We start from the raw sequence: 19,597 nt of genomic DNA on the forward strand, positions 1-19,597 counted from the left end.
AACTCCGTTTGTAGAAATAGCGGGCACCGCCCGCGCACTTGCCGCATCTGCCGTGAGCAGTGCTGGCAAATGCCGAGCCCGTTAGACTACTTGCTGAGGCGCGCACGATAAAGCGTGTAAACGTTTCAATCGAAACCATTTGTAAAAGCCGGTGCAATCGCCGCCAAGGGCTGGCAGGGCAAACGTTCGCGCCGACGCCGGCAACCAGGCTGCCTCCGCCAGCCGCTTGACATTTTTGCCACCCCTGACCCACAATCGGACGACCGTTCGCTTTTCCCTTCCAAAGGATCGCCATGACCAGTCCGACCGCAGTTGCCCACCGTATCTGCCCCTTCTGCGAAGCCAGTTGCGGTCTTGAACTGGACCTGGAGGAGGGCCGCGTCGTCCGCATCCGCGGCGACCAGCACGACGTCTTTTCCAAGGGCTTCCTGTGCCCGAAGGCCATCGGCCTGAAGGACCTGCACGACGACCCCGACCGCTTGCGCGCTCCCCTCATCAAGCGCGACGGCAGGTTCGTCGAAGCCAGCTGGGATGAAGCCTATGCCGAGATCGAGCGGCGCCTGCCGCCCATCATCGCGGCCGGCGGGCCGGATGCGGTGGCCACCGTGCTGGGCAACCCGGTCTCGCACAAGATGAGCCTGATGCTCTACTTCCCGCGCCTGGCCAGGGCGCTGGGCACCCGCAACATGTTCTCGGCTTCGAGCGTGGACCAGGTGCCGAAGATGCTCTCTTGCGGCCTGATGTTCGGCACCTGGCTGTCGGTTCCCGTCCCCGATATCGAACGCTGCGACTTCCTGCTGGTCCTCGGCGCCAACCCGATGGTGTCGAACGGCAGCCTGTGGACCGTGCCTGACTTCCGTGGCAAGGCCAGGGCCTTGCGCGCACGCGGCGGCAGGATGGTCGTGGTGGACCCACGCCGCACCGAGACCGCGGAGGTGGCCGATGCCCACCATTTCATTCGTCCCGGCGCCGATGTCTTCTTCCTGCTCGGCATGGTGCAGGCGCTGTTCGACCAAGGCCTGGTGCGGCCGGGCCGGCTGGCCGCGCACTGCAAGGGGCTGGAGGAGCTTGCCGCGGCGGTGGTGGACTACTCGCCCGAACGTGTGTCCGCGCGCTGCGGCATCGATGCCGCCACCATCCGCGGCCTGGCCCGTACGCTCGCCGCCACACCGCGCGCCGCCATCTACGGCCGCATCGGCACCTGCACCCAGCAGTTCGGCACCCTGTGCTCCTGGCTGATCGACGTGATCAATGTTTTAACCGGCCACCTGGACGAGGAGGGCGGCGCCATGTTCCCCAAGGCGGCGGCTTTCGGCGCCAACACACGCGGCAAGCCGGGCGTCGGCCGCGGGGTCGTCAGCGGCCGCCATCGTTCGCGCGTGTCTGGCGCCGTCGAGGTGGCGGGCGAGCTGCCGATCACCTGCCTGGCCGAGGAAATCGAGACGCCCGGCCCGGGACAGGTCAAGGCGCTGATCGCGATCGCCGGCAATCCGGTGCTCTCAAGCCCCAACGGCCCGCGCCTGGCCGCCGCGCTGGACCGGTTGGAGTTCATGGTCAGCCTCGACATCTACCTCAACGAAACCTCGCGCCACGCCGACGTGATCCTGCCCGGGCCGTCACCGCTGGAGGACGACCATTACGACGTCACCTTCACCCAGTTCTCGCACCGCAATCACGCGCGCTACAGCCCGCCGGTGCTGGCGCGCCAGCCCGGCCAGCCCGATGAATGGGAGAGCCTGCTGCGCATCGCCGCGATCGCGCAGGGGCAGGGCGCCGGGGCCGACATCGAGGCGTTCGACGACGCCTTGCTGGAGCAGGAACTGGACAAGGCCTTCGGTCCGGCCGCCGCGCAGGTGATGGCGGCGCTGGCCCCGCAGCGCGGTCCGCAACGCCTGCTCGACCTGGCCTTGCGTACCGGCCCTTACGGCGACGGGTTCGGCCGGGTACCCGGCGGCCTCACGCTGGAGAAGATCGGGGAAGCCCCGTCCGGCATCGACCTGGGACCGATGACCCGGCGGATTCCGGAAGCCTTGCGCACGCCGTCCGGCAAGATCGAACTGGCGCCGCCCATGCTGCTGGATGACCTCGCGCGCGTGGCAGCGGATCTCGCCGCGCCCGCGCCGGATCTCGTCATCATCGGCAGGCGCCAGCTACGCTCGAACAACAGCTGGATGCACAACCTGCCGGTGCTGGCCAAGGGTGCTTATCGCTGCACGGCGCTGGTGCATCCGCTGGACGCCACCCGGCTCGGCCTGCTCGATGGCGGCATGGCGCAGCTGCGCAATGGCGCGCGCCGCATCGACGTCCAGGTGGAAGTGAGCGACGAGATGATGCCCGGGGTGGTCAGCCTGCCCCATGGCTGGGGCCACGACCTGGCCGGCACCCGTCTTGGCGTAGCGGCCGAGCGACCCGGTGTCAACCTGAACGCGCTGCTCGACGAGAAACTGCGCGATCCCTTGTCGGGTAACGCAGTCCTGTCCGGCGTGGCGGTCGAGATGGCGCCGCTTTGAGGCGCCCTGTCGGATCGAAATAAAAGACCTCACCGGGCGCCACGGAGAGCCCGAGGGGGTCTCTCGTTGCCGAAAAATGTAACTAACCGACAGTGAGCTTCGGGCCGGCTAATGGACTCGAGGCCAGCGACAACACGGGCGACGGGGATCTTCGACCCAGGCGTCCAGGGGGGAGAGGCCTGGTGCACTGGACGTAACCTTGGGCCGGTAGACTCCCTGGGCGGGAAGCACCACCGGCCGCGTGAAGCAGGGCGCCGGTGAATGGCGCCCTCTCCTGGACCGACCTCAGGCCCTTACCGCAGCCGCCGCCGGCTGCCTTCCAAGCACAAGAAAACCGAAGGCCGTCGCCAGCACGTACATGCTGGCGGAGTAGACGGCCGCCGGCACCATCAGCTGGAAGTCGCCCAGCACCGACACCGCGACAAAGATCGCCAGCGTCGAGTTATGGATGCCGATTTCGTAGCCGATCGCGATCGCATTCGGCTTGTCCATCCCCATGATGCGCGGCACGTAGTAGCCCAGTCCCAGGCTGAGTGCATTGAAGGCGATGACGGCCAGCCCGATCGAGGCGAAGGAGGCGGTCAGCGAGCTCCACTCTTTCGCCATGGCGATCAGCGCCAGCGCGGCCAGCACCACCATCGAAAAGACCTTCATGGGTTTCTCCGAGCGGGCGGCAAAGCGTGGCGCCCGGCTTTTCACGAACATGCCGATCAGCACCGGCACCAGCACGATCACGATCACCTCGACCACTTTCCCGGTCTGCATGGGTACGACCTGGCCGGTCTTGGCGAAGGTGTTGATCGCGAAGTTGCCGATCAGGGGCAGGCTGACGATCGACAGTACCGTGTTGATGGCCGTGAGCGAAATATTCATCGCCACGTTGCCGCCGAAGAGATGGCTGTACAAATTGGCCGATACGCCGCCCGGCGAGGCGGCCAGCAGCATCAGGCCGACGGCGTAGGCCGGCTGCACGTCCAGCGCCACGATCAGGCCGTAGCAGACCGCCGGCAGCACCAGTGCCTGCAGCACGAGCGCCAGCAGCACCGGCTTGGGATGCCCGAGCAGCCGGCGAAAGTCGCCAACGGTGAGCGAGAGGCCGAGCCCGAACATGATCAGGGCGAGGGCGCCGATCAGCAGGGTCGGCAACAGCGTGATGAAATCGTTCATTGATGTCTCCTTGTTGTTTTCTTATTTCTTATGTTTGGAGCGCCGAACAAAACCGCCATGGCTGCGTTGCAGCACCTCGTCGTACTTTCGTACTGTCTTCGGCGCTGCGCCTTGCCCTGACGGTTTTTTTCGGCGCTCCCGGGACGGCTTACGTCAGGTAGCTGTCGTCGACGCGGTTCAGCTTGCGCAGCAGCGCCGGCCAGGCGAAGGCGCCACCCAGTCCCGAGGTCTGGACCTTCATCGATTCGGCGGTGCCGCTCAGGATTTCCGGTGCAACCATGCGCAGTTCGCCGCCGCCCGACTGTGCGGCCAGCTGGATCTGGCAGGCGCTCTCGAAGATGTACATCGACAGGAAGGCATCGGGGATGCTGGCGCCGACGGTCAGCAGGCCGTGGTTGTGCAGCATGAGGAAATTGGCCGTGCCCAGGTCGTCCTGCAGCCGCGGCTTTTCGGCGTCGTGCAGCGCCACGCCTTCGTAGTCGTGGTAGGCCAGCGAGGCGAGCACGAAGGTCGATTGCTGGGAGATCGGCAGCACGCCATCGCGCTGGGCGCTGACCGCCACCCCGGCGCGGGTGTGGGTGTGGATCACGCATTGCGCGTCCTCGCGCACGGCGTGGATGGCGCTGTGGATGACGAAACCGGCGCGGTTCACCGGCAAGGGCGACTCGGACAGCTTGTTACCATCCTGGTCGACCTTGATCAGGGACGAGGCGGTGATCTCGTCGAACATCATGCCGTAGGGGTTGATCAGGAAGTGGTGCTCGGGGCCGGGGACGCGGGCGCTGATGTGCGTGAAGATCAGGTCGGTCCAGCCGTACATCGCAACGAGCCGGTAGCAAGCGGCCAGGTCGCAACGCAGTTTCCATTCGTCGGCGCTGACCTGGTCTTTCATGGAGGGGATATGCATGACAGTTTCCTTGGTTGATGGAGGGTTCACGCCGTTTGTTTGGCAGGCATGGCGGCGCTATAGATACTGCGGCGCGGCTTCTCGAATACGCGGCGCAGCATCGGCTCGAATTCGGTGAGCGGCAGTGTTTCCGCGTGCCTGTCGAATGCCGGCGCGTCGTACAGGTCGCAGAATTCGGCGGTGTAGTCATAGAAAGCATGGCCGGCGAACTGCTCGCGCATGTCGCGGTCCATGCCCAGGTGGTGGAAAAAATAATAGCCCTGGAATATGCCGTGGTTCTGCACCATCCAGTGATTGGCTTCGCTCACAAAAGGCTTCACGATCGCCGCCGCGATATCGGGGTGGTTGAAGCTGCCCAGCGTGTCGCCGATATCGTGCAGCAGGGCGCAGACGACGTATTCCTCGTCCCGCCCATCCTTCAACGCCCGGGTCGCGGTTTGCAGCGAATGCGTATAGCGGTCGACCGGAAAGCCGCCGTAATCCCCCTCCAGGATTTTCAGGTGCGCCATGATGCGGTCGGGCAGGGCTTTGGTATAGGGCCCGAATTCCCGGCCGATCAGCTGCCAGTCTTCGCGGGTACTGTCCTTCATGTTGCTGAAATTTGCGCGCGAGTTCATGTTGTCGTCTCCTGGTTTTTGTTATGGCAGGAACCGCCGTGGTTCTCTGCCGATGGTATGACAGGCGAAAGCTTCGGACTGTCAATTTTCTGACACTGAAAGCGCATATCGCCGGGCGCGGGTAGAGGCGCCCGCTGCCCCGGCTTGCCGGCTCAGCCCAGCGCCTTCCTGCGCAGCGCCGAGGGCGGTGCTCCATAGGTCGCCGCGATCGTCCGGGAAAAGTGCGCCGGGCTCGAAAACCCCCAGCGAAACGCGATCTCGCCGACGGCCGCCGGCTTCGATCCCGGGTGCACCAGTTCGCGGTGGGCCATTGCCGTGCGTTGCGCCCAGATGTGCTCCGCCAGCGAGGTGCCTTCCCGCGCGAACAGGCGGTTCAGGTGGCGTACCGACAGTCCCGTGGCCCTGGCCACGTCCTGCGGACAGAGATCGGGGTCGTGCAGGTGCCGGGCCACGTGCATCCTGGCGGCGAGGATGTGCAGCAGAGACTGGGGCAGGGCGCCGGGGCCGCGCAAGCCCGACTGCGCCATCGTCCGCAGGACGGTATGGGTGCACGCGGGCAGGGCGCTGCTGCCCTCGGGCGTCGGGGCCTGCAGGTAGCCGCGCACGGTGCGCCGCAACTGCGCGCCGAGGGCGGCCCCGACGCCACCAAGCGGGGCGATCTTCAAGGGCAGGTCGTCCACGCGCACGCCCCAACAGGCGTCCAGCTCGGCGACCGGGATCTCGACCAGGAACTGCTGCATGTCCGAGAGGAAGGCGAGGGTGTAGGGGCGGCGCGTGTCGTAGACGATGGTGTCGCCGGCGGCCAGCGTGAGCTGCTCGCCGCCCTGGATGAAGAGCGCGGTACCCTTCACCAGATGGCAGGCGAAGACCGCGTCCTTCGGGTACATGCCGACCAGGCGCGCGTTGCGCTCGACCGCGTGCGCGTTGCCCGCGATGTCGGCCAGGCCCATGGTGGGCAGCGCGACGTTGGTCTGGCGCGCGACCAGGCCGTCGGGGGACTGCGAGGTGGTGCGCAGGCCGACCAGCGCGTCAATGCTGTAGCGGTCCCAGTAGGACAGCCGGTCGCCAGGCACCACCGGCGCGGTGCAGGCATGGGTGATGCGGGGGGAATCACAAGGGAAATGCGTGAGCATCGTGTTGTCTCCGTCGGTCGCTGCCGCTTCTGTGGCGGTTTCGCATCGTGCTCCCGCAAACATAGCACGACCGGACGGTTTTGCGGGAGGGCCGTGGCCGCCGCCGCCCGAATCATGTCCCGCTCAGTCAATCGCCGGAGCGCGTCAAGCGCTATATTGGACCCACCTTCATCCATTCTTACAAGACAGGAGACTGCCATGGTAGACAAGGCCACCAACGAATTCTGGCGCGACCTGAAGCCGATCGCCAATGCCTTCAAGCCGCACGCGCTGCCCGAGGCATTCATTGCCAATGCCGCGTCCGAGGACGAACGGCTGTATGTTCCCTTTACCGAAACCGTGTCGTCGCGCCCGCTGTGGATCTCGCCGTCGGCGAACAAGTGGTGCGACATCCTGATGGCGAAGAAGGCCGGGCTGGTGAACCGCCACTATCACCCGCACGAAGTGTTCGCCTACACGATTTCCGGCAAATGGGGCTACCTGGAGCACGACTGGACCGCTACCAAGGGCGACTTCGTGTACGAAACGCCGGGCGAGGGCCATACCCTCGTCGCCTTCGAGCACGAGGAACCGATGCGCGTGTTCTTCATCGTCAGCGGACCGCTGATCTGGCTCGACGAGAACGGCAATTCGGCGGGCCATTTCGATGTCCACGACTACATCGCCATGTGCGAGGCGCACTACGAGAAAATGGGTTTCGGCGCGGACGTGATCAAGGGCCTGATGCGCTGATTTTACGCAGACGTCTGGAAGCCGGCGGCGGTGCTTCGCATGCGGCCCGGTCAGACCGCTTCGGCGCGGCCAAAATAACCGTACTGCAAACTCGCGGCAATCCGTCGCGCCGCCGCCAGGAAGCCTTCCGCCACTTCCGGTGCGAACAGCCGGCGCACATGGCCGTCGAACAGGCCCAGCCAGCGCCGGAAATGTTCCATTTCGATGCCCTGCAGTTGCATGTGCTTGCCGAACACGTTGCCTTTGAATTCGGCGCTGGAGAGCATGACAGAACACCAGAAATCGACCATGCGCTCGAGATGCGGTGCCCAGTCACTGCCGATGGCGCCGTCGAAAACCGGCTGCAGCACGCTGTCGCGCCGGATGTCGGCATAGAAATCGTTGACGAGGGTGGTGATCGATGCGCGGTTCAGTTCGTGGTGCATGCTGGGCTGGTTACTTCAAGCAGGAATTCGGACTGCCTCATGCGGCAGGAGGGGAGACGGCGGCCGCGGCGGCTGGCAGGAAGATCCAGGGCCTGGCTTCAGGCATATTGTGGCAGATACCGGTACAAGCCGAAAGCCTGGGCGTGTCGAAGCAGCCTGCATGAACGCATTCGACGCGGGCCGCCACCATTCCGGTTGTTGCAGAGTGTTCAACAATCGGCCATCATGAAGCCGTGCCCGACTTCCGATGAAAACGCCCATGGACGAACGCCATCCGGCCGCCCCCCCGCAGCGGCATCGCCGTCCACGACCGCGAGCAGACCGCCGCCCTGCTCGATTTCGCCGAGCTGGTCGACGCGGTCGCCGTGGCCGCAGAGGAGCTCGAGGCCGGCGCCATCCGCAGTCCCGAGCGGCTGGTGCTTCCATTGGGGGCAGGGGCGGTCATGCTCAGCATGCCTGCCGCCGCGCAGGATATCGCCATTCACAAGCTGGTCAACGTCCACCCTGCGAACCCCGGCATCGGTTTGCCGGCCATTCACGGTGCCGTGACGGTGTGCGATACGGCCAGCGGCCAGGTCCGGTGCGTGCTCGACGGCCCGGAAGTCACGGGCCGCCGCACCGCCGCCGTCACGCTGCTGGCGATCCGCCGCCTGCTGCCGCAGGCGCCAGGCCACATCCTGATCGTCGGCGCCGGAACCCAGGCCCGCTACCACGTGCAGGCCCTGCACGCGTTGTACCCGCAGGCGCAGGTCTGGGTGCAGGCGCGCACGCAGGAAGCGGCCGCGCGCTTTTGCAACGCGCACCGGGAATTGCACGGCCGCCTGCTGCCGCGTGCAGCCGATGCCCCGGCGATGGACGTGGTGGTGACGCTCACCACCAGCCGCGACCCGGTGTACGACGAAGCGCCGCGGCCCGGTTGCCTGGTGATCGGCGTCGGCGCCTTCAGGCCGGAGATGGCCGAGCTGGGCGCAGTGACGCTGCGCGGCAGCGACCTCTACGCGGACGATCCGCTCGGCGCGCGCCATGAAGCTGGCGACCTTCTGCGCGCCGGCATCGACTGGTCGCGCGTGGGTTCGCTCGGCGCCCTGCTGCGCGGCCCGGTCGACACGGCGCGGCCTGCGGTATTCAAGAGCGTCGGCACCGCCGCCTGGGACCTGGCGGCCGCGCGCCTGGCGTTGCGTCGGGGCGCATAGCGCCAGCCTTGCCAAGCAGCGCAAATAGGAAACCCGGCAGCAGGCAGGTTCGCAGTTCAAACGACATCAACGATAACGGAGACAGGATCATGCGACACATCGACATACACAAGATCGCCGACGCGGCGACATTCAACGGCTTCCACGCCAAACTATTGCTGTGGTGCGCCGTCATCATCATCTGCGACGGCTACGACCTGGCCGTGGCCGGGATCGCGGTGCCGGCTATCATGCAGGACATGGGGGTGACGGCCCAGAACGCCGGCTTCATGGTCAGTTCGGCCCTGTTCGGCATGATGTTCGGCGCCATCTTCCTGGGCACGCTGGCCGACCGCATCGGCCGGCGCTGGGCCATCGTCATCTGCCTGGCGCTGTTCAGCGTGTTCACGGCCGCGGCCGGCCTCACCCATGATCCCTACGTCTTCAGCGTGATGCGCTTCCTGGCGGGCCTGGGCATCGGCGGGGGCATGCCGAACGTGGTCGCGCAGATGACGGAATACTCGCCACGCAGGATCCGGGCGACGATGGTGACCCTGATGTTCAGCGGATACGCCGTCGGCGGCATGCTCGCCGCCATCCTCGGCAAGGGGCTGATCGAGCAGTACGGCTGGCAGTCGGTGTTCCTGGCCGCGGGCCTGCCGGTGCTCCTGATCCCGTTTGTCCTGAAATCGATGCCGGAGTCGATGCCTTTCCTGGTCAAGCAGGGCAGGTTTGACGAACTGAAGGCCGTCCTGCTGCGCCTGGATCCCGGCTACCGCGCCCAGCCCGGCGACAGCTTCGACCTGCCGCCCGTGGACCGCGCCTCGGGCGCGCCGGTCGGCAAGCTGTTCCAGGACGGCCGCGCGTTCAGCACCCTGATGTTCTGGGTCGCCTTCTTCATGTGCCTGTTCATGGTGTATGCGCTGAGCTCCTGGCTGACCAAGCTGATGGCCGGTGCCGGCTACAGCCTGGGCTCGGCGCTGACCTTCGTGCTGGTGCTGAACTTCGGCGCCGTGATCGGCGCGGTAGGCGGCGGCTGGCTGGCCGACCGCTTCCACATCAAGTACGTACTCATCGCCATATATGCGCTGGCCGCCGTGTCGATCACCCTGCTCGGCTATCCGGTGCCGACCCCGGTCCTGTTCCTGCTGGTGGGCCTGGCGGGCGCGTCGACGATCGGCACCCAGATCGTCACCTACGCCTATGCCGGCCAGTTCTATCCGAGCGCGATCCGTTCGACCGGCATCGGCTGGGCCTCGGGTGTGGGCCGCAGCGGCCCGATCCTGGCGCCAATCGTGATCGGCACCCTGGTCGGCATGGCGCTGCCGCTGCAGCAGAACTTCCTCGCCATTGCGATTCCCGCTGTCGTGGCCACGATCGCGGTCTCGCTGATCCGTCACGAACGCTCCGCCGCGGCGGCGGCGCCACTGGCCAGTCCGGCGAGGCCAACCAGTAAGGCCGCCTGAGCGCCTTTCTTTCCATCCGCGCGGCGCGGCCAGGCGGCCCGCTGCGCGTTTTCAAACATCACCATGATCGACAAAACCTGTGAATCGCTGGAACGTGCCGTCGCCGACGTGCACGACGGCGCGACCGTCATGATCGGGGGCTTCGGCAATGCCGGCATGCCATCAAAACTGATCGATGCCCTCATCGCGCAAGGCGCGCGGGACCTCACCATCGTCAACAACAACGCCGGCAACGGCGACACCGGCCTGGCCGCCTTGCTGGCGGCCAAGCGCGTGCGCAAGATCATCTGCTCCTTCCCGCGCCAGGCCGATTCCCACCATTTCGACGCGCTCTACCGCGCCGGCGAAATCGAACTCGAACTGACCCCGCAGGGCAACCTGGCCGAGCGCATCCGCGCCGCCGGCGCCGGCATTGGCGGCTTCTTCACCCCGACCGGCTACGGCACCCTGCTGGCCGAGGGCAAGGAAACCCGCCTCATCAACGGCCGCCACTACGTGCTGGAGGCGCCGATCCACGCCGACTTTGCCCTCATCAAGGCGCACAAGGGCGACCGCTGGGGCAACCTCGTGTACCGCAAGACCGCGCGCAACTTCGGCCCGATCATGGCGATGGCCGCCAAGGTCACCATTGCCCAGGTAGCCGAGATTGTTCCTCTGGGCGAACTCGACCCCGAGGTGATCGTCACCCCGGGCATTTTTGTGCAGCGCGTCGTGAAGGAGGCAGTATGAGCATCGAACAGCGCTTTACCCGTGACCAGATCGCCGCGCGCGTGGCCCAGGACATCCACGAGGGCGCCTACGTCAACCTCGGCATCGGCCTGCCGACCAAGGTGGCGAATTACCTGCCTGCCGACCGCGAAGTCTTCCTGCACAGCGAGAACGGCCTGCTCGGCATGGGTCCCGCGCCCGCGCCCGGCGAGGAAGACGAGGACCTGATCAACGCCGGCAAGCAGCCGGTGACCCTGCTGACCGGGGGCAGCTACTTCCACCATGGCGATTCCTTCGCCATGATGCGCGGCGGCCACCTCGACATCTGCGTGCTGGGCGCCTTCCAGGTGTCGGAAAAGGGCGACCTGGCCAACTGGCACACGGGCGCGCCGGACGCGATTCCCGCAGTCGGCGGCGCGATGGATCTGGCCATCGGCGCGAAACAGGTGTTCGTGATGATGGACCACCAGACCAAGACCGGCGAAAGCAAGCTCGTGCGCGAGTGCAGCTATCCGCTCACCGGCGTGGCCTGCGTCAACCGCATCTACACCGACCTGGCGGTGATCGATGTCACCCAGGATGGCCTGCGCGTGATCGAGATGGCGCCGGGTCTCACTTTCGAAGCACTGCAGGCGGTCACGGGCGCGCCCTTGCTGAGGTAAGGTCCGGCGCAAGCCTGCGTGGGTAGGGATTTTTTGGCACAATGGACAGCCTGTCAACAGGCTGCCATGGCGGCGGCCCGGCGGTCGCCGCATCCTGTGGCGACTGCACTTTACCTACACCCCACGTGAACCACGACTACCACTTCTACGAACCGGCGCACGGACACGGCCTGCCGCACGATCCCTTCAACGCCATCGTCGGTCCCCGCCCGATCGGCTGGATATCCAGCCGCAGCGCGGACGGGATCCTGAACCTGGCGCCCTACAGCTTCTTCAACGCCTTTAATTACGTTCCCCCGATCATCGGTTTCTCCAGCCAGGGCCGCAAGGATACGCTCAACAACATCGAGGCGACCGGCGAGTTCGTGTGGAATCTTGCCACCCGCCCGCTGGCCGAGGCGATGAATGTGAGTTGCGCACCGGCGCCGGCCGAGGTCGACGAGTTCGTGCTCGCCGGCCTGACCCCGGCGCCCGCGCGCGTTGTCAGGACGCCGCGCGTCGCCGAGTCGCCGGTGGCGTTCGAGTGCCGGGTGACCCAGGTGATTTCGCTGCAGACGACGAGCGGCGCCGCGACCGGCAACTGGCTGGTGCTGGGTGAGGTGGTGGGCGTGCATATCGCGCGGCACCTGTTGAAGGAAGGCATCTACGACACCGCCGGCGCGCGTCCCATCCTGCGCGGCGGCGGGCCGGCCGACTATTTCGAGATCACGCCCGAGCAGCTGTTCCGCATGCACCGTCCCGGGTACCCACTCGAGCGCTGATTCCCGAATAAGATACATCCCTGTTTTTACAGGGATTTTTTATTCCCGTCTTACGCCCGCGGCCGAAACAACGGATAATGCGCGCATCTTTTTGCGTCCCAATCTGGAATTCCCATGGAAATCAAAGTCAACTTCCTCGACAAGCTGCGTCTCGAAGCCAAGTTCGACGACTTCACCGTCATTGCCGACCAGCCCATCCGCTACAAGGGCGACGGCTCGGCCCCCGGCCCCTTCGACTACTTCCTGGCCTCGTCGGCCCTGTGCGCGGCCTACTTCGTGAAGCTGTACTGCGACACCCGCAACATCCCGACCGAGAACATCCGCCTCTCGCAGAACAACATCGTCGACCCGGAGAACCGCTACAAGCAGATCTTCAAGATCCAGGTCGAACTCCCGGCGGATATCTCCGACAAGGACCGCCAGGGCATCCTGCGCTCGATCGAGCGCTGCACGGTGAAGAAGGTCGTGCAGCAGGGGCCGGAATTCGTGATCGAGGAAGTCGAGAACCTGGACGCCGATGCCCAGGCGCTGCTGACCCTGCAGCCGGACGCCGCTTCCCAGACCTACATTCCGGGCAAGGACCTGCCTCTCGAACAAACCATCGCCAACATGTCGGCCATGCTGGCGTCCTGGGGCATCAAGATCGAGATCGCTTCCTGGCGCAACATCGTGCCCAACGTGTGGTCGCTGCACATCCGCGACGCGCACTCGCCGATGTGCTTTACCAACGGCAAGGGCGCGACCAAGGAGAGCGCCCTGGCCTCGGCCCTGGGCGAGTACATCGAACGCCTCAGCAACAACCACTTCTATGCCGGCGTCTACTGGGGCGAGGACCTCGCCAACGCGGACTTCGTGCACTACCCGGACGAGCGCTGGTTCAAGCCCGGTCCCGACGATGCGCTGCCGCCGGAGATCCTGGACGAATACTGCCTCGCCGTCTACGACCCCGACGGCGAGCTGCGCGGTTCGCACCTGATCGACACCAACTCGGGCAATGCCGGGCGCGGCATCGTGTCGCTGCCCTACGTGCGCCACTCGGATGGCGAAACCGTGTACTTCCCGTCCAACCTGATCGAAAACCTCTACGCCAGCAATGGCATGAGCGCTGGTAACACCCTGGCCGAAGCCCAGGTGCAATGCCTGTCCGAGATCTTCGAGCGTGCGGTGAAGCGCGAGATCCTGGAAGGCGAGCTGGCCCTGCCCGACGTGCCGCAAGAAGTGCTGGCGAAATACCCTGGCATCGTGGCCGGCATCAAGGGCCTGGAAGAGCAGGGCTTCCCGGTGCTGGTCAAGGATGCCTCGCTGGGCGGACAGTATCCGGTGATGTGCGTGACCCTGATGAACCCGAAGACCGGCGGCGTCTTCGCTTCCTTCGGCGCCCATCCGAGCTTCGAGGTGGCGCTGGAACGCAGCCTGACGGAACTGCTGCAGGGCCGCAGCTTCGAGGGCCTGAACGACCTGCCTCAGCCGACCTTCGCCAGCGAAGCCGTGACCGAGCCATATAACTTCGTCGAGCACTTCATCGATTCCAGCGGCGTGGTGTCCTGGCGCTTCTTCAGTGCGAAGTCAAGCTACGATTTCGTCGAGTGGGATTTCTCCGGCCACGGCGAGAACTCGAATGCCCAGGAGGCCGCGACCCTGCTCGGCATCCTGGAAGGGATGGGCAAGGAAGTCTACATGGCCGTGTACGACCAGCTCGGCGCGACCGCCTGCCGCATCCTGGTGCCCGGATATTCGGAAATCTATCCGGTCGAGGACCTGGTCTGGGACAACACGAACAAGGCGCTGCTGTTCCGCGAAGACATCCTGAACCTGCACCGTCTCGACGACGGCAGCCTGGCGGATCTGCTGGACCGCCTGGAAAACAACGAGCTGGACGAGTACTCCGACATCGCCAGCCTGATCGGCATCGAGTTCGACGAGAACACCGACTGGGGCCAGCTGACCGTGCTCGAACTGCGGCTCCTGATCAACCTCGCGCTGAAGCGCTTCGAGGAAGCGCACGAACTGGTCGGCGCCTTCCTGCAGTACAACGACAACACCGTCGAGCGCAGGCTGTTCTACCAGGCGCTGAACGTGGTGCTGGAGGTGGTGCTCGACGAGGAGCTGGAACTCGACGACTACGTCGTGAACTTCCGCCGCATGTACGGGGACAGGCGCATGGACGCGGCGCTGGGCTCGGTGGACGGCAGCGTGCGCTTCTTCGGCCTCGCGCCGACCAGCATGAAGCTCGAGGGGCTGGACCGCCACCACCGCCTGATGGACAGCTACCGGAAACTCCACGCGGCGCGCGCGAAGGCGGCAGCCCGCTAGGATGCTTCAGCGCCGGATCCGGCCGTGCCGTCCGTGGCCGGCCGGTCCACGCCAGGACGCTCGCAAAGGCCCCTGACTCCAGGGGCCTTTTTGCATGCAGCCGCCGCGCTCATGCGCTGTGCGGCAGGCCCAGCTTCTGGTTTGCCGGCACGGCCACGTCGATCAGCTTGGGCTTGGGCAGGTTCAGTTCACCCATCAGCCTGACGAAGTCGGCGCGGCTGCGATTGGCAAGGCGGGCATTGTGCCGTTTTTCCCAGCCGATCGTCGACACGACCTGTCCCTTGTAGTCGTGGCCAGGCCACATCCGGGTCTCGTCCGGCAAGGCGAACAGCTTGTTCGTCACGCTCTCGTAGAGCGCTTCGGCGCTGCCGCCCTGGAAGTCGGTGCGCCCGCAACCGTCGATCAGCAGGGTGTCGCCGGTAAACACATTGCCGCGCCAGGCATAGCTCATGCTGCCCGCCGTGTGTCCTGGCGTGTGCAGGACCAGGATTTCCTCGCCCTCGCCGAAGCGCAGCACGTCGCCGTCCTGGAGCTGGACCGGGGCCGGGGCTATGCCGCAGCCGCCCGGCACCGCCGCGGCAGCGCCGGTCATCTGGCACAGCTTGCCGGCCGAGGTGACGTGGTCGGCGTGCGCATGGGTTTCGAGTACGAAGCGCAGCTTCAGGTTCAGGCGCGCGAGATGCGCGAGGTCGCGTTCCCAGTGGCGCTCGACCGGGTCGATGATGACCGCTTCCGTTCCGCCGGGCGCGGCCAGGATGTAGGTGAAGGTCGACGATTCGGTGTCGAACAGCTGGACAGGGTTCGGGTTCATCGGATTCTCCAAAGGTGTGCTCTTTCATTTTCAGGACAGGGCCCTGGCGACCATGCCGACGGCCACCAGGGCCGACACGGCGGCAAAGGCCTTCTGCAACAAGGGGCCCGCCACCCGCGCAGCCAGTGAACGCCCGCCCAGCATGCCCGCCAGGGCGCCTGCCGCGAACGGGGCGGCGCGGCCCCATTCGATCGCGCCGTGCATGGCGGCCGTGGCGACGCCGCCGGCCGATATGATCGCGATGACCGCGAGCGAGGTCGCCACCGCCGGCTTGACCGGCAGGTCAGTGTAGCGCTGCAGGGCCGGCACCATGACGAAACCGCCGCCCACGCCGAGCAGGCCGGACAGGAAACCGGCTGCCGCGCCGGACATGGCCAGTGCGCGGGCGCAGGGGCGGGTCCAGACGAAGCGGCCGGTGCGCGATGCGCGCACGCATGCGGGAGCGCGCGCGGCCTGCACCGGGCCGGTTCCCGCCGCCTGCCGATAGGTCCTGGCGGCCACGTAGAGCAGGGTGGCGGCGAACAGCAGGCCCAGCCAGCGGCCGTCGACCAGGCGCGCGGCCTTCAGGCCGGCCGGCGCCAGCAGCATGCCGGCCGCGGCCACCAGCAGCGCGGCGCGGTAGCGCACCGCGCCGGCTTTCAGGCCGAGCACGGCGCCCAGCGTGGCCGCCATCCCGACGGCGAGCAGCCCGATCGGGGCGGCCTCGGCCACCTTGACGCCGGTGCCGAACACCAGCAAGGGCACGGCGAGGATGCCGCCGCCGGCGCCGGTCAGGGCGAGGATCAGCCCGACCGCGAGGCCGAGCAGGGCGCTGGTCAGCATGGCGCGCTCCGGTGTGCGCCGGATGCGGCAGAGGCGCCAGGGGCTTGGATGGGGGAGCGCATCGCTCAGGCCTTCAGTCCGGCGCGGCCGGCGGCGGCGCGATCGAGCACTTCGAAAATGCCCATGCCGGCCAGCATGGCGAGTGTGAAGAGCAGCGGCTTGAGGCCGCCGCTAGCCAGCGAGGCCAGCGCCGGACCCGGGCAGTAGCCCGCCAGGCCCCAGCCGGCGCCGAATGCGAGCGAACCGAGCACCAGGCGGCGGTCGATCCGCGTCGCGCTGGGCAAGTGCATGGCCTCGCCCAGCAGGGAGCGCTCGCGCCGGCCGGCGTAGCGGAAAGCGATGCTGCCGACCAGGATCGCGCCGCCCATGACGAAAGCCAGCGACGGGTCCCAGGCGCCCCCCAAGTCGAGGAAGCCCAGGACCTTGGCCGGATCGGTCATGCCGCTGACGATCAGGCCGATGCCGAACACCAGGCCAACGATGAGTGCCATCAGGATGTGCATGTCGTACTCCTTGTTTTGTCCGTCAACCAAGCAGGTGACGCGTGACGAAGACGGTGGCGAAGCCGGCCAGCATGAAGGCCAGGGTCGCGACCAGCGAGCGCCGCGAGCGCCGCGACAGGCCACAGACGCCGTGCCCGCTGGTGCAGCCGGCGCCATAGCGGCTACCAATGCCGACCAGCAGGCCGGCGGCCACGAGGGTGAAGCCGTCGGCCTCGACAGTGACTTGCGGCAGGGCTGCGGCCAGGCCGTAGACCAGCGGTGCGCCGACCAGGCCGGCCAGGAAGGCCAGGCGCCAGGCGACGTCGCCCGGGGCAGGGCGCAGCAGGCCGCCGACGATCCCGCTGATGCCGGCGATCCTGCCGTTGAACAGGGCAAAAGCCGCGGCGGCAAGGCCGATCAGGATCCCGCCGGCAAGCGAGGTCCAGGGCGTGAAATGGGTCCAGGCGATGTTCATGGTTTGACCCCTTCGGTCGGCAGGCAGAACTGCTGGTACAGCACCTGCATGACGGCCAGGGCCTCCGGACTGTCGATCTTGTAATAGATCTGCTTGCCCTCGCGGCGCGTGCTGACCAGGCGCTCTTCGCGCAGCACGCCCAGTTGCTGGGACAGGGTGGGCTGAGTGATCCCGAGCAGGAATTCGAGCTCGCTGACGCAATACTCGCCCTGCGTCAGCTGGCACAGCAGCATCAGGCGGTCGGGATTGCCCAGCACTTTCAGCAGGGAGCAGGCGCGTGCCGCCGCCGCTTGCATGTTTTTCAGGTTCAGGTGTGGTGTGTCGGCCATGTTGGCGCCTCCTTCGATCTGCTGGCGAACATCATATCTGCTCACAATATATCTTTCAATAGATCGTTGTTTTCCGGTCGGCCCGCATGGAGCCGGCCATGACCGCGGTTTTGTCGAGCCGGAATGGGATGAAGGAGCGTGGAGGGGAAGCGCGTGGCGGCGCGTCGGGGCGCGCCGCCACGCGCCAGGGCGAGCCCGCCTCGATGGCGGGCTCCCGATGCTTCAGCGGCGCAGGGCGCGCCTGACCAGCAAAGCGGCGCCCACGAGCGACAGCAGCACCACCGCCAGCGCCACCCAGCCCTCGTGCTCGTGGATCAGGTGCGGCATGCCGGTCTCGTGGGCGGACGCGGGCGCCGCGGCGACGGTGGCAAGGATGGCGGCGGAAGGTGCGGAAAAACGGGCAAGGCGCTGCGGGAGGTGGAACATGTTGACTCCTTCATGAGGTGGAAGAAGGGCGCCATCGCCGGCGCCCGGGAATCGTTCGCCGGTGTCAGGCGCCGCCGCCGCGATGGGCCCAGGCGGTGGTGCGCTTCTCGACGACGGCGAACAGTTCGTACATCGCCATGGCCATCGCGCCGATCACCATCAGGCCGGCAAAGGCCAGCGGCATCTTCATCGACGATCCGGCCGACACCAGCAGGTAGCCGATGCCTTCGTTCGAGGCGTTCATTTCCGATACCGTCGAGCCGACGAAAGCCAGCGTGATCGCCACTTTCAGCGAGGCGAAGAAGTAGGGCATGGCGCGCGGCAGGCCGACCTTCAGCAGCACATCGGTGCGGCGCGCGCCGAGCACGCGCAGGACGTCCTCGAGTTCCGGCTCCAGGGTCGCCAGCCCGGTCGCGATATTCACCATGATCGGGAAGAAGGAGATCAGGAAGGCGGTCAGGATCGCCGGCCCGGCGCCGATGCCGAACCAGACCACCAGCACCGGCACGAAGGCGGCCTTGGGCAGGGCATTGAAGGCGGTCATGAGCGGATAGGCGGCGGCGTACAGCGTGGGCGAGGAACCGATCAGGAAGCCGAGGGCCAGGCCGACGGCGACGGCGATGCCGAAGCCGGCCATGGTGACCCAGTAGGTGCGCCAGGCGTGGGCCGCGATCGGCCCGGCGTATTCGACCAGCGACTCGAGGATCGCGTAGGGGCTGGGGAAGATGAACTCGGAGACCGAGAAAGCGCTGCAGATCAGCTGCCAGGCGAGCAGGATCGCAACCAGCAGCGCCCAGGGCGCCAGGGTGTGGAGGGCTTTGTTGTTCATGCCAGGTCCTGTGATGATGTCAGCATTGATGCGTCAGCTGCCGCGTACGCGGCCGATGTGCCCGCGCAGTTCGTGCACGAGTTCGTTGAAGGCTTCGGTATAGGTCAGTTCCAGCGCGCGCGGCTGCGGCAGGGGATTGGCCTTGCGGGCGACGATGCGCCCCGGGCGCTTGCTCATCACGTACACGGTGTCGGCCAGGAAGGCGGCTTCGCGCAGGTCGTGGGTGACGAGGATGACGTTGAACTTGCGCTCGCTCCACAGGTCGCGCAGCACGCACCACAATTCTTCCCGGGTGAAGGCGTCGAGTGCGCCGAAGGGCTCGTCCAGCAGCAGCATCCTTGGCTCGTGGATCAGCGCGCGGCAGATCGACGCGCGCTGCTGCATGCCGCCGGAGAGCTGCCAGGGGTACTTGTCGGCATAACCGTCCAGGCCGACGGTCTTGAGCAGGGCCAGGGCGCGCTCGACGTGGCGCTCGCGCTCGCGCCGGAAGCTGGCGCGATGGGGTTCGACGATCTCCAGCGGCAGCAGGACATTGTCGAGCGTGGTGCGCCAGGGCAGCAGGGTCGGCGCCTGGAAGGCCATGCCCACGAACTTCAGCGGCCCGGTGACCGGTTGGCCGGCTATGCTGACCCGGCCGCGGCTCGGCGCCTTCAGGCCGGTGGCCAGTTTCATGAAGGTGGATTTGCCGCAGCCCGAAGGGCCGACGATGGCGATGAATTCGCCCGGCCTGGTCTGCAGGGTGATGTCTTCGACAGCGAACTCGTCGGAGTTATAGCCGAGAAAAACGTTTTGGAAATCGACGAAGATGTCGGACATGGAAAGGCTCTTCATGGCGTCCCCGCACAGGCGG

General features: G+C 66.5%; 21 protein-coding genes. 8 read left to right on the forward strand and 13 right to left on the reverse strand.

The window, feature by feature from the left end; genetic code table 11:
- Nucleotides 1–293 precede the first annotated feature (293 nt).
- Nucleotides 294–2,510, forward strand: coding sequence for a molybdopterin-dependent oxidoreductase (locus tag ACSUZJ_RS11575; protein ID WP_499416223.1), 2,217 nt, complete (start codon nucleotides 294–296; stop codon nucleotides 2,508–2,510).
- A gap of 285 nt (nucleotides 2,511–2,795) precedes the next feature.
- Here the strand turns inward: ACSUZJ_RS11575 and ACSUZJ_RS11580 are convergent, their stop codons facing one another.
- The 4 genes from ACSUZJ_RS11580 to ACSUZJ_RS11595 form a co-directional block, all read right to left on the reverse strand.
- Nucleotides 2,796–3,677: a bile acid:sodium symporter family protein gene (locus ACSUZJ_RS11580; RefSeq protein ID WP_499416225.1), complete on the reverse strand. Its 882-nt coding sequence runs from the start codon at nucleotides 3,675–3,677 to the stop codon at nucleotides 2,796–2,798.
- A 148-nt stretch (nucleotides 3,678–3,825) separates the two neighbouring features.
- Complete coding sequence (locus tag ACSUZJ_RS11585; RefSeq protein WP_499416227.1) at nucleotides 3,826–4,584, reverse strand: class II aldolase/adducin family protein; 759 nt, start codon at nucleotides 4,582–4,584, stop codon at nucleotides 3,826–3,828.
- Nucleotides 4,585–4,610: 26 nt separating this feature from the next.
- On the reverse strand, nucleotides 4,611–5,201 hold the full coding sequence (locus tag ACSUZJ_RS11590; RefSeq protein WP_499416229.1) for an HD domain-containing protein: 591 nt from the start codon (nucleotides 5,199–5,201) through the stop codon (nucleotides 4,611–4,613).
- A 152-nt stretch (nucleotides 5,202–5,353) separates the two neighbouring features.
- On the reverse strand, nucleotides 5,354–6,334 hold the full coding sequence (locus ACSUZJ_RS11595) for a helix-turn-helix domain-containing protein (protein WP_499416231.1): 981 nt from the start codon (nucleotides 6,332–6,334) through the stop codon (nucleotides 5,354–5,356).
- A gap of 198 nt (nucleotides 6,335–6,532) precedes the next feature.
- Here ACSUZJ_RS11595 and ACSUZJ_RS11600 point away from each other — a divergent pair, with 198 nt between their 5' ends.
- Complete coding sequence (locus ACSUZJ_RS11600; protein ID WP_499416233.1) at nucleotides 6,533–7,066, forward strand: 2,4'-dihydroxyacetophenone dioxygenase family protein; 534 nt, start codon at nucleotides 6,533–6,535, stop codon at nucleotides 7,064–7,066.
- Between the two features lie 50 nt (nucleotides 7,067–7,116).
- Here ACSUZJ_RS11600 and ACSUZJ_RS11605 read toward each other — a convergent pair whose 3' ends face one another.
- Nucleotides 7,117–7,491 carry a group III truncated hemoglobin gene (locus ACSUZJ_RS11605; protein WP_499416235.1) on the reverse strand — a complete coding sequence of 125 codons (375 nt, stop codon included), beginning with the start codon at nucleotides 7,489–7,491 and terminating at the stop codon, nucleotides 7,117–7,119.
- A gap of 272 nt (nucleotides 7,492–7,763) precedes the next feature.
- Between ACSUZJ_RS11605 and lhpI the strand changes: the two genes are divergently transcribed.
- From lhpI to ACSUZJ_RS11635, 6 genes are all read left to right on the forward strand, one after another.
- Nucleotides 7,764–8,684, forward strand: coding sequence for a bifunctional Delta(1)-pyrroline-2-carboxylate/Delta(1)-piperideine-2-carboxylate reductase (lhpI, locus tag ACSUZJ_RS11610; protein ID WP_499416516.1), 921 nt, complete (start codon nucleotides 7,764–7,766; stop codon nucleotides 8,682–8,684).
- Between the two features lie 89 nt (nucleotides 8,685–8,773).
- On the forward strand, nucleotides 8,774–10,129 hold the full coding sequence (locus ACSUZJ_RS11615; RefSeq protein ID WP_499416236.1) for an MFS transporter: 1,356 nt from the start codon (nucleotides 8,774–8,776) through the stop codon (nucleotides 10,127–10,129).
- Nucleotides 10,130–10,192: 63 nt separating this feature from the next.
- Nucleotides 10,193–10,858: a 3-oxoacid CoA-transferase subunit A gene (locus tag ACSUZJ_RS11620; RefSeq protein ID WP_499416238.1), complete on the forward strand. Its 666-nt coding sequence runs from the start codon at nucleotides 10,193–10,195 to the stop codon at nucleotides 10,856–10,858.
- Complete coding sequence (locus ACSUZJ_RS11625) at nucleotides 10,855–11,499, forward strand: CoA transferase subunit B (protein WP_499416240.1); 645 nt, start codon at nucleotides 10,855–10,857, stop codon at nucleotides 11,497–11,499. Before ACSUZJ_RS11620 ends, ACSUZJ_RS11625 begins: the two co-directional genes overlap by 4 nt.
- Before the next feature lie 125 nt (nucleotides 11,500–11,624).
- The gene (locus ACSUZJ_RS11630) at nucleotides 11,625–12,260 is read left to right on the forward strand and encodes a flavin reductase family protein (RefSeq protein ID WP_499416242.1); all 636 of its coding nucleotides are present in this window, start codon (nucleotides 11,625–11,627) and stop codon (nucleotides 12,258–12,260) included.
- A 114-nt stretch (nucleotides 12,261–12,374) separates the two neighbouring features.
- Nucleotides 12,375–14,573 carry an OsmC domain/YcaO domain-containing protein gene (locus tag ACSUZJ_RS11635; protein ID WP_499416244.1) on the forward strand — a complete coding sequence of 733 codons (2,199 nt, stop codon included), beginning with the start codon at nucleotides 12,375–12,377 and terminating at the stop codon, nucleotides 14,571–14,573.
- Between the two features lie 109 nt (nucleotides 14,574–14,682).
- Here the strand turns inward: ACSUZJ_RS11635 and ACSUZJ_RS11640 are convergent, their stop codons facing one another.
- The 8 genes from ACSUZJ_RS11640 to ACSUZJ_RS11675 all read right to left on the reverse strand — a co-directional run bounded on the left by ACSUZJ_RS11640 (nucleotide 14,683) and on the right by ACSUZJ_RS11675 (nucleotide 19,563).
- Complete coding sequence (locus ACSUZJ_RS11640; RefSeq protein ID WP_499416246.1) at nucleotides 14,683–15,384, reverse strand: MBL fold metallo-hydrolase; 702 nt, start codon at nucleotides 15,382–15,384, stop codon at nucleotides 14,683–14,685.
- Between the two features lie 30 nt (nucleotides 15,385–15,414).
- Entirely contained in the window at nucleotides 15,415–16,206 is a 792-nt protein-coding gene (locus ACSUZJ_RS11645) for a sulfite exporter TauE/SafE family protein (protein ID WP_499416248.1), read from the reverse strand.
- A gap of 65 nt (nucleotides 16,207–16,271) precedes the next feature.
- Complete coding sequence (locus ACSUZJ_RS11650; protein ID WP_499416250.1) at nucleotides 16,272–16,709, reverse strand: YeeE/YedE family protein; 438 nt, start codon at nucleotides 16,707–16,709, stop codon at nucleotides 16,272–16,274.
- A gap of 22 nt (nucleotides 16,710–16,731) precedes the next feature.
- The gene (locus ACSUZJ_RS11655; RefSeq protein WP_499416252.1) at nucleotides 16,732–17,163 is read right to left on the reverse strand and encodes a YeeE/YedE family protein; all 432 of its coding nucleotides are present in this window, start codon (nucleotides 17,161–17,163) and stop codon (nucleotides 16,732–16,734) included.
- The gene (locus tag ACSUZJ_RS11660; protein ID WP_499416254.1) at nucleotides 17,160–17,492 is read right to left on the reverse strand and encodes an ArsR/SmtB family transcription factor; all 333 of its coding nucleotides are present in this window, start codon (nucleotides 17,490–17,492) and stop codon (nucleotides 17,160–17,162) included. The genes ACSUZJ_RS11655 and ACSUZJ_RS11660 overlap by 4 nt, the downstream gene beginning before the upstream one ends.
- Nucleotides 17,493–17,714: 222 nt before the next feature.
- Nucleotides 17,715–17,918 carry a hypothetical protein gene (locus tag ACSUZJ_RS11665; protein WP_499416256.1) on the reverse strand — a complete coding sequence of 68 codons (204 nt, stop codon included), beginning with the start codon at nucleotides 17,916–17,918 and terminating at the stop codon, nucleotides 17,715–17,717.
- A 64-nt stretch (nucleotides 17,919–17,982) separates the two neighbouring features.
- Nucleotides 17,983–18,747, reverse strand: a complete 765-nt coding sequence (locus ACSUZJ_RS11670) for an ABC transporter permease (protein ID WP_499416258.1) — start codon at nucleotides 18,745–18,747, stop codon at nucleotides 17,983–17,985.
- A 33-nt stretch (nucleotides 18,748–18,780) separates the two neighbouring features.
- The gene (locus ACSUZJ_RS11675; protein WP_499416518.1) at nucleotides 18,781–19,563 is read right to left on the reverse strand and encodes an ABC transporter ATP-binding protein; all 783 of its coding nucleotides are present in this window, start codon (nucleotides 19,561–19,563) and stop codon (nucleotides 18,781–18,783) included.
- Nucleotides 19,564–19,597: the final 34 nt, after the last annotated feature.

Source organism: Telluria sp. B2 (assembly GCF_051789535.1).
In the GTDB taxonomy this organism is placed as follows: Bacteria; Pseudomonadota; Gammaproteobacteria; order Burkholderiales; family Burkholderiaceae_D; genus Telluria.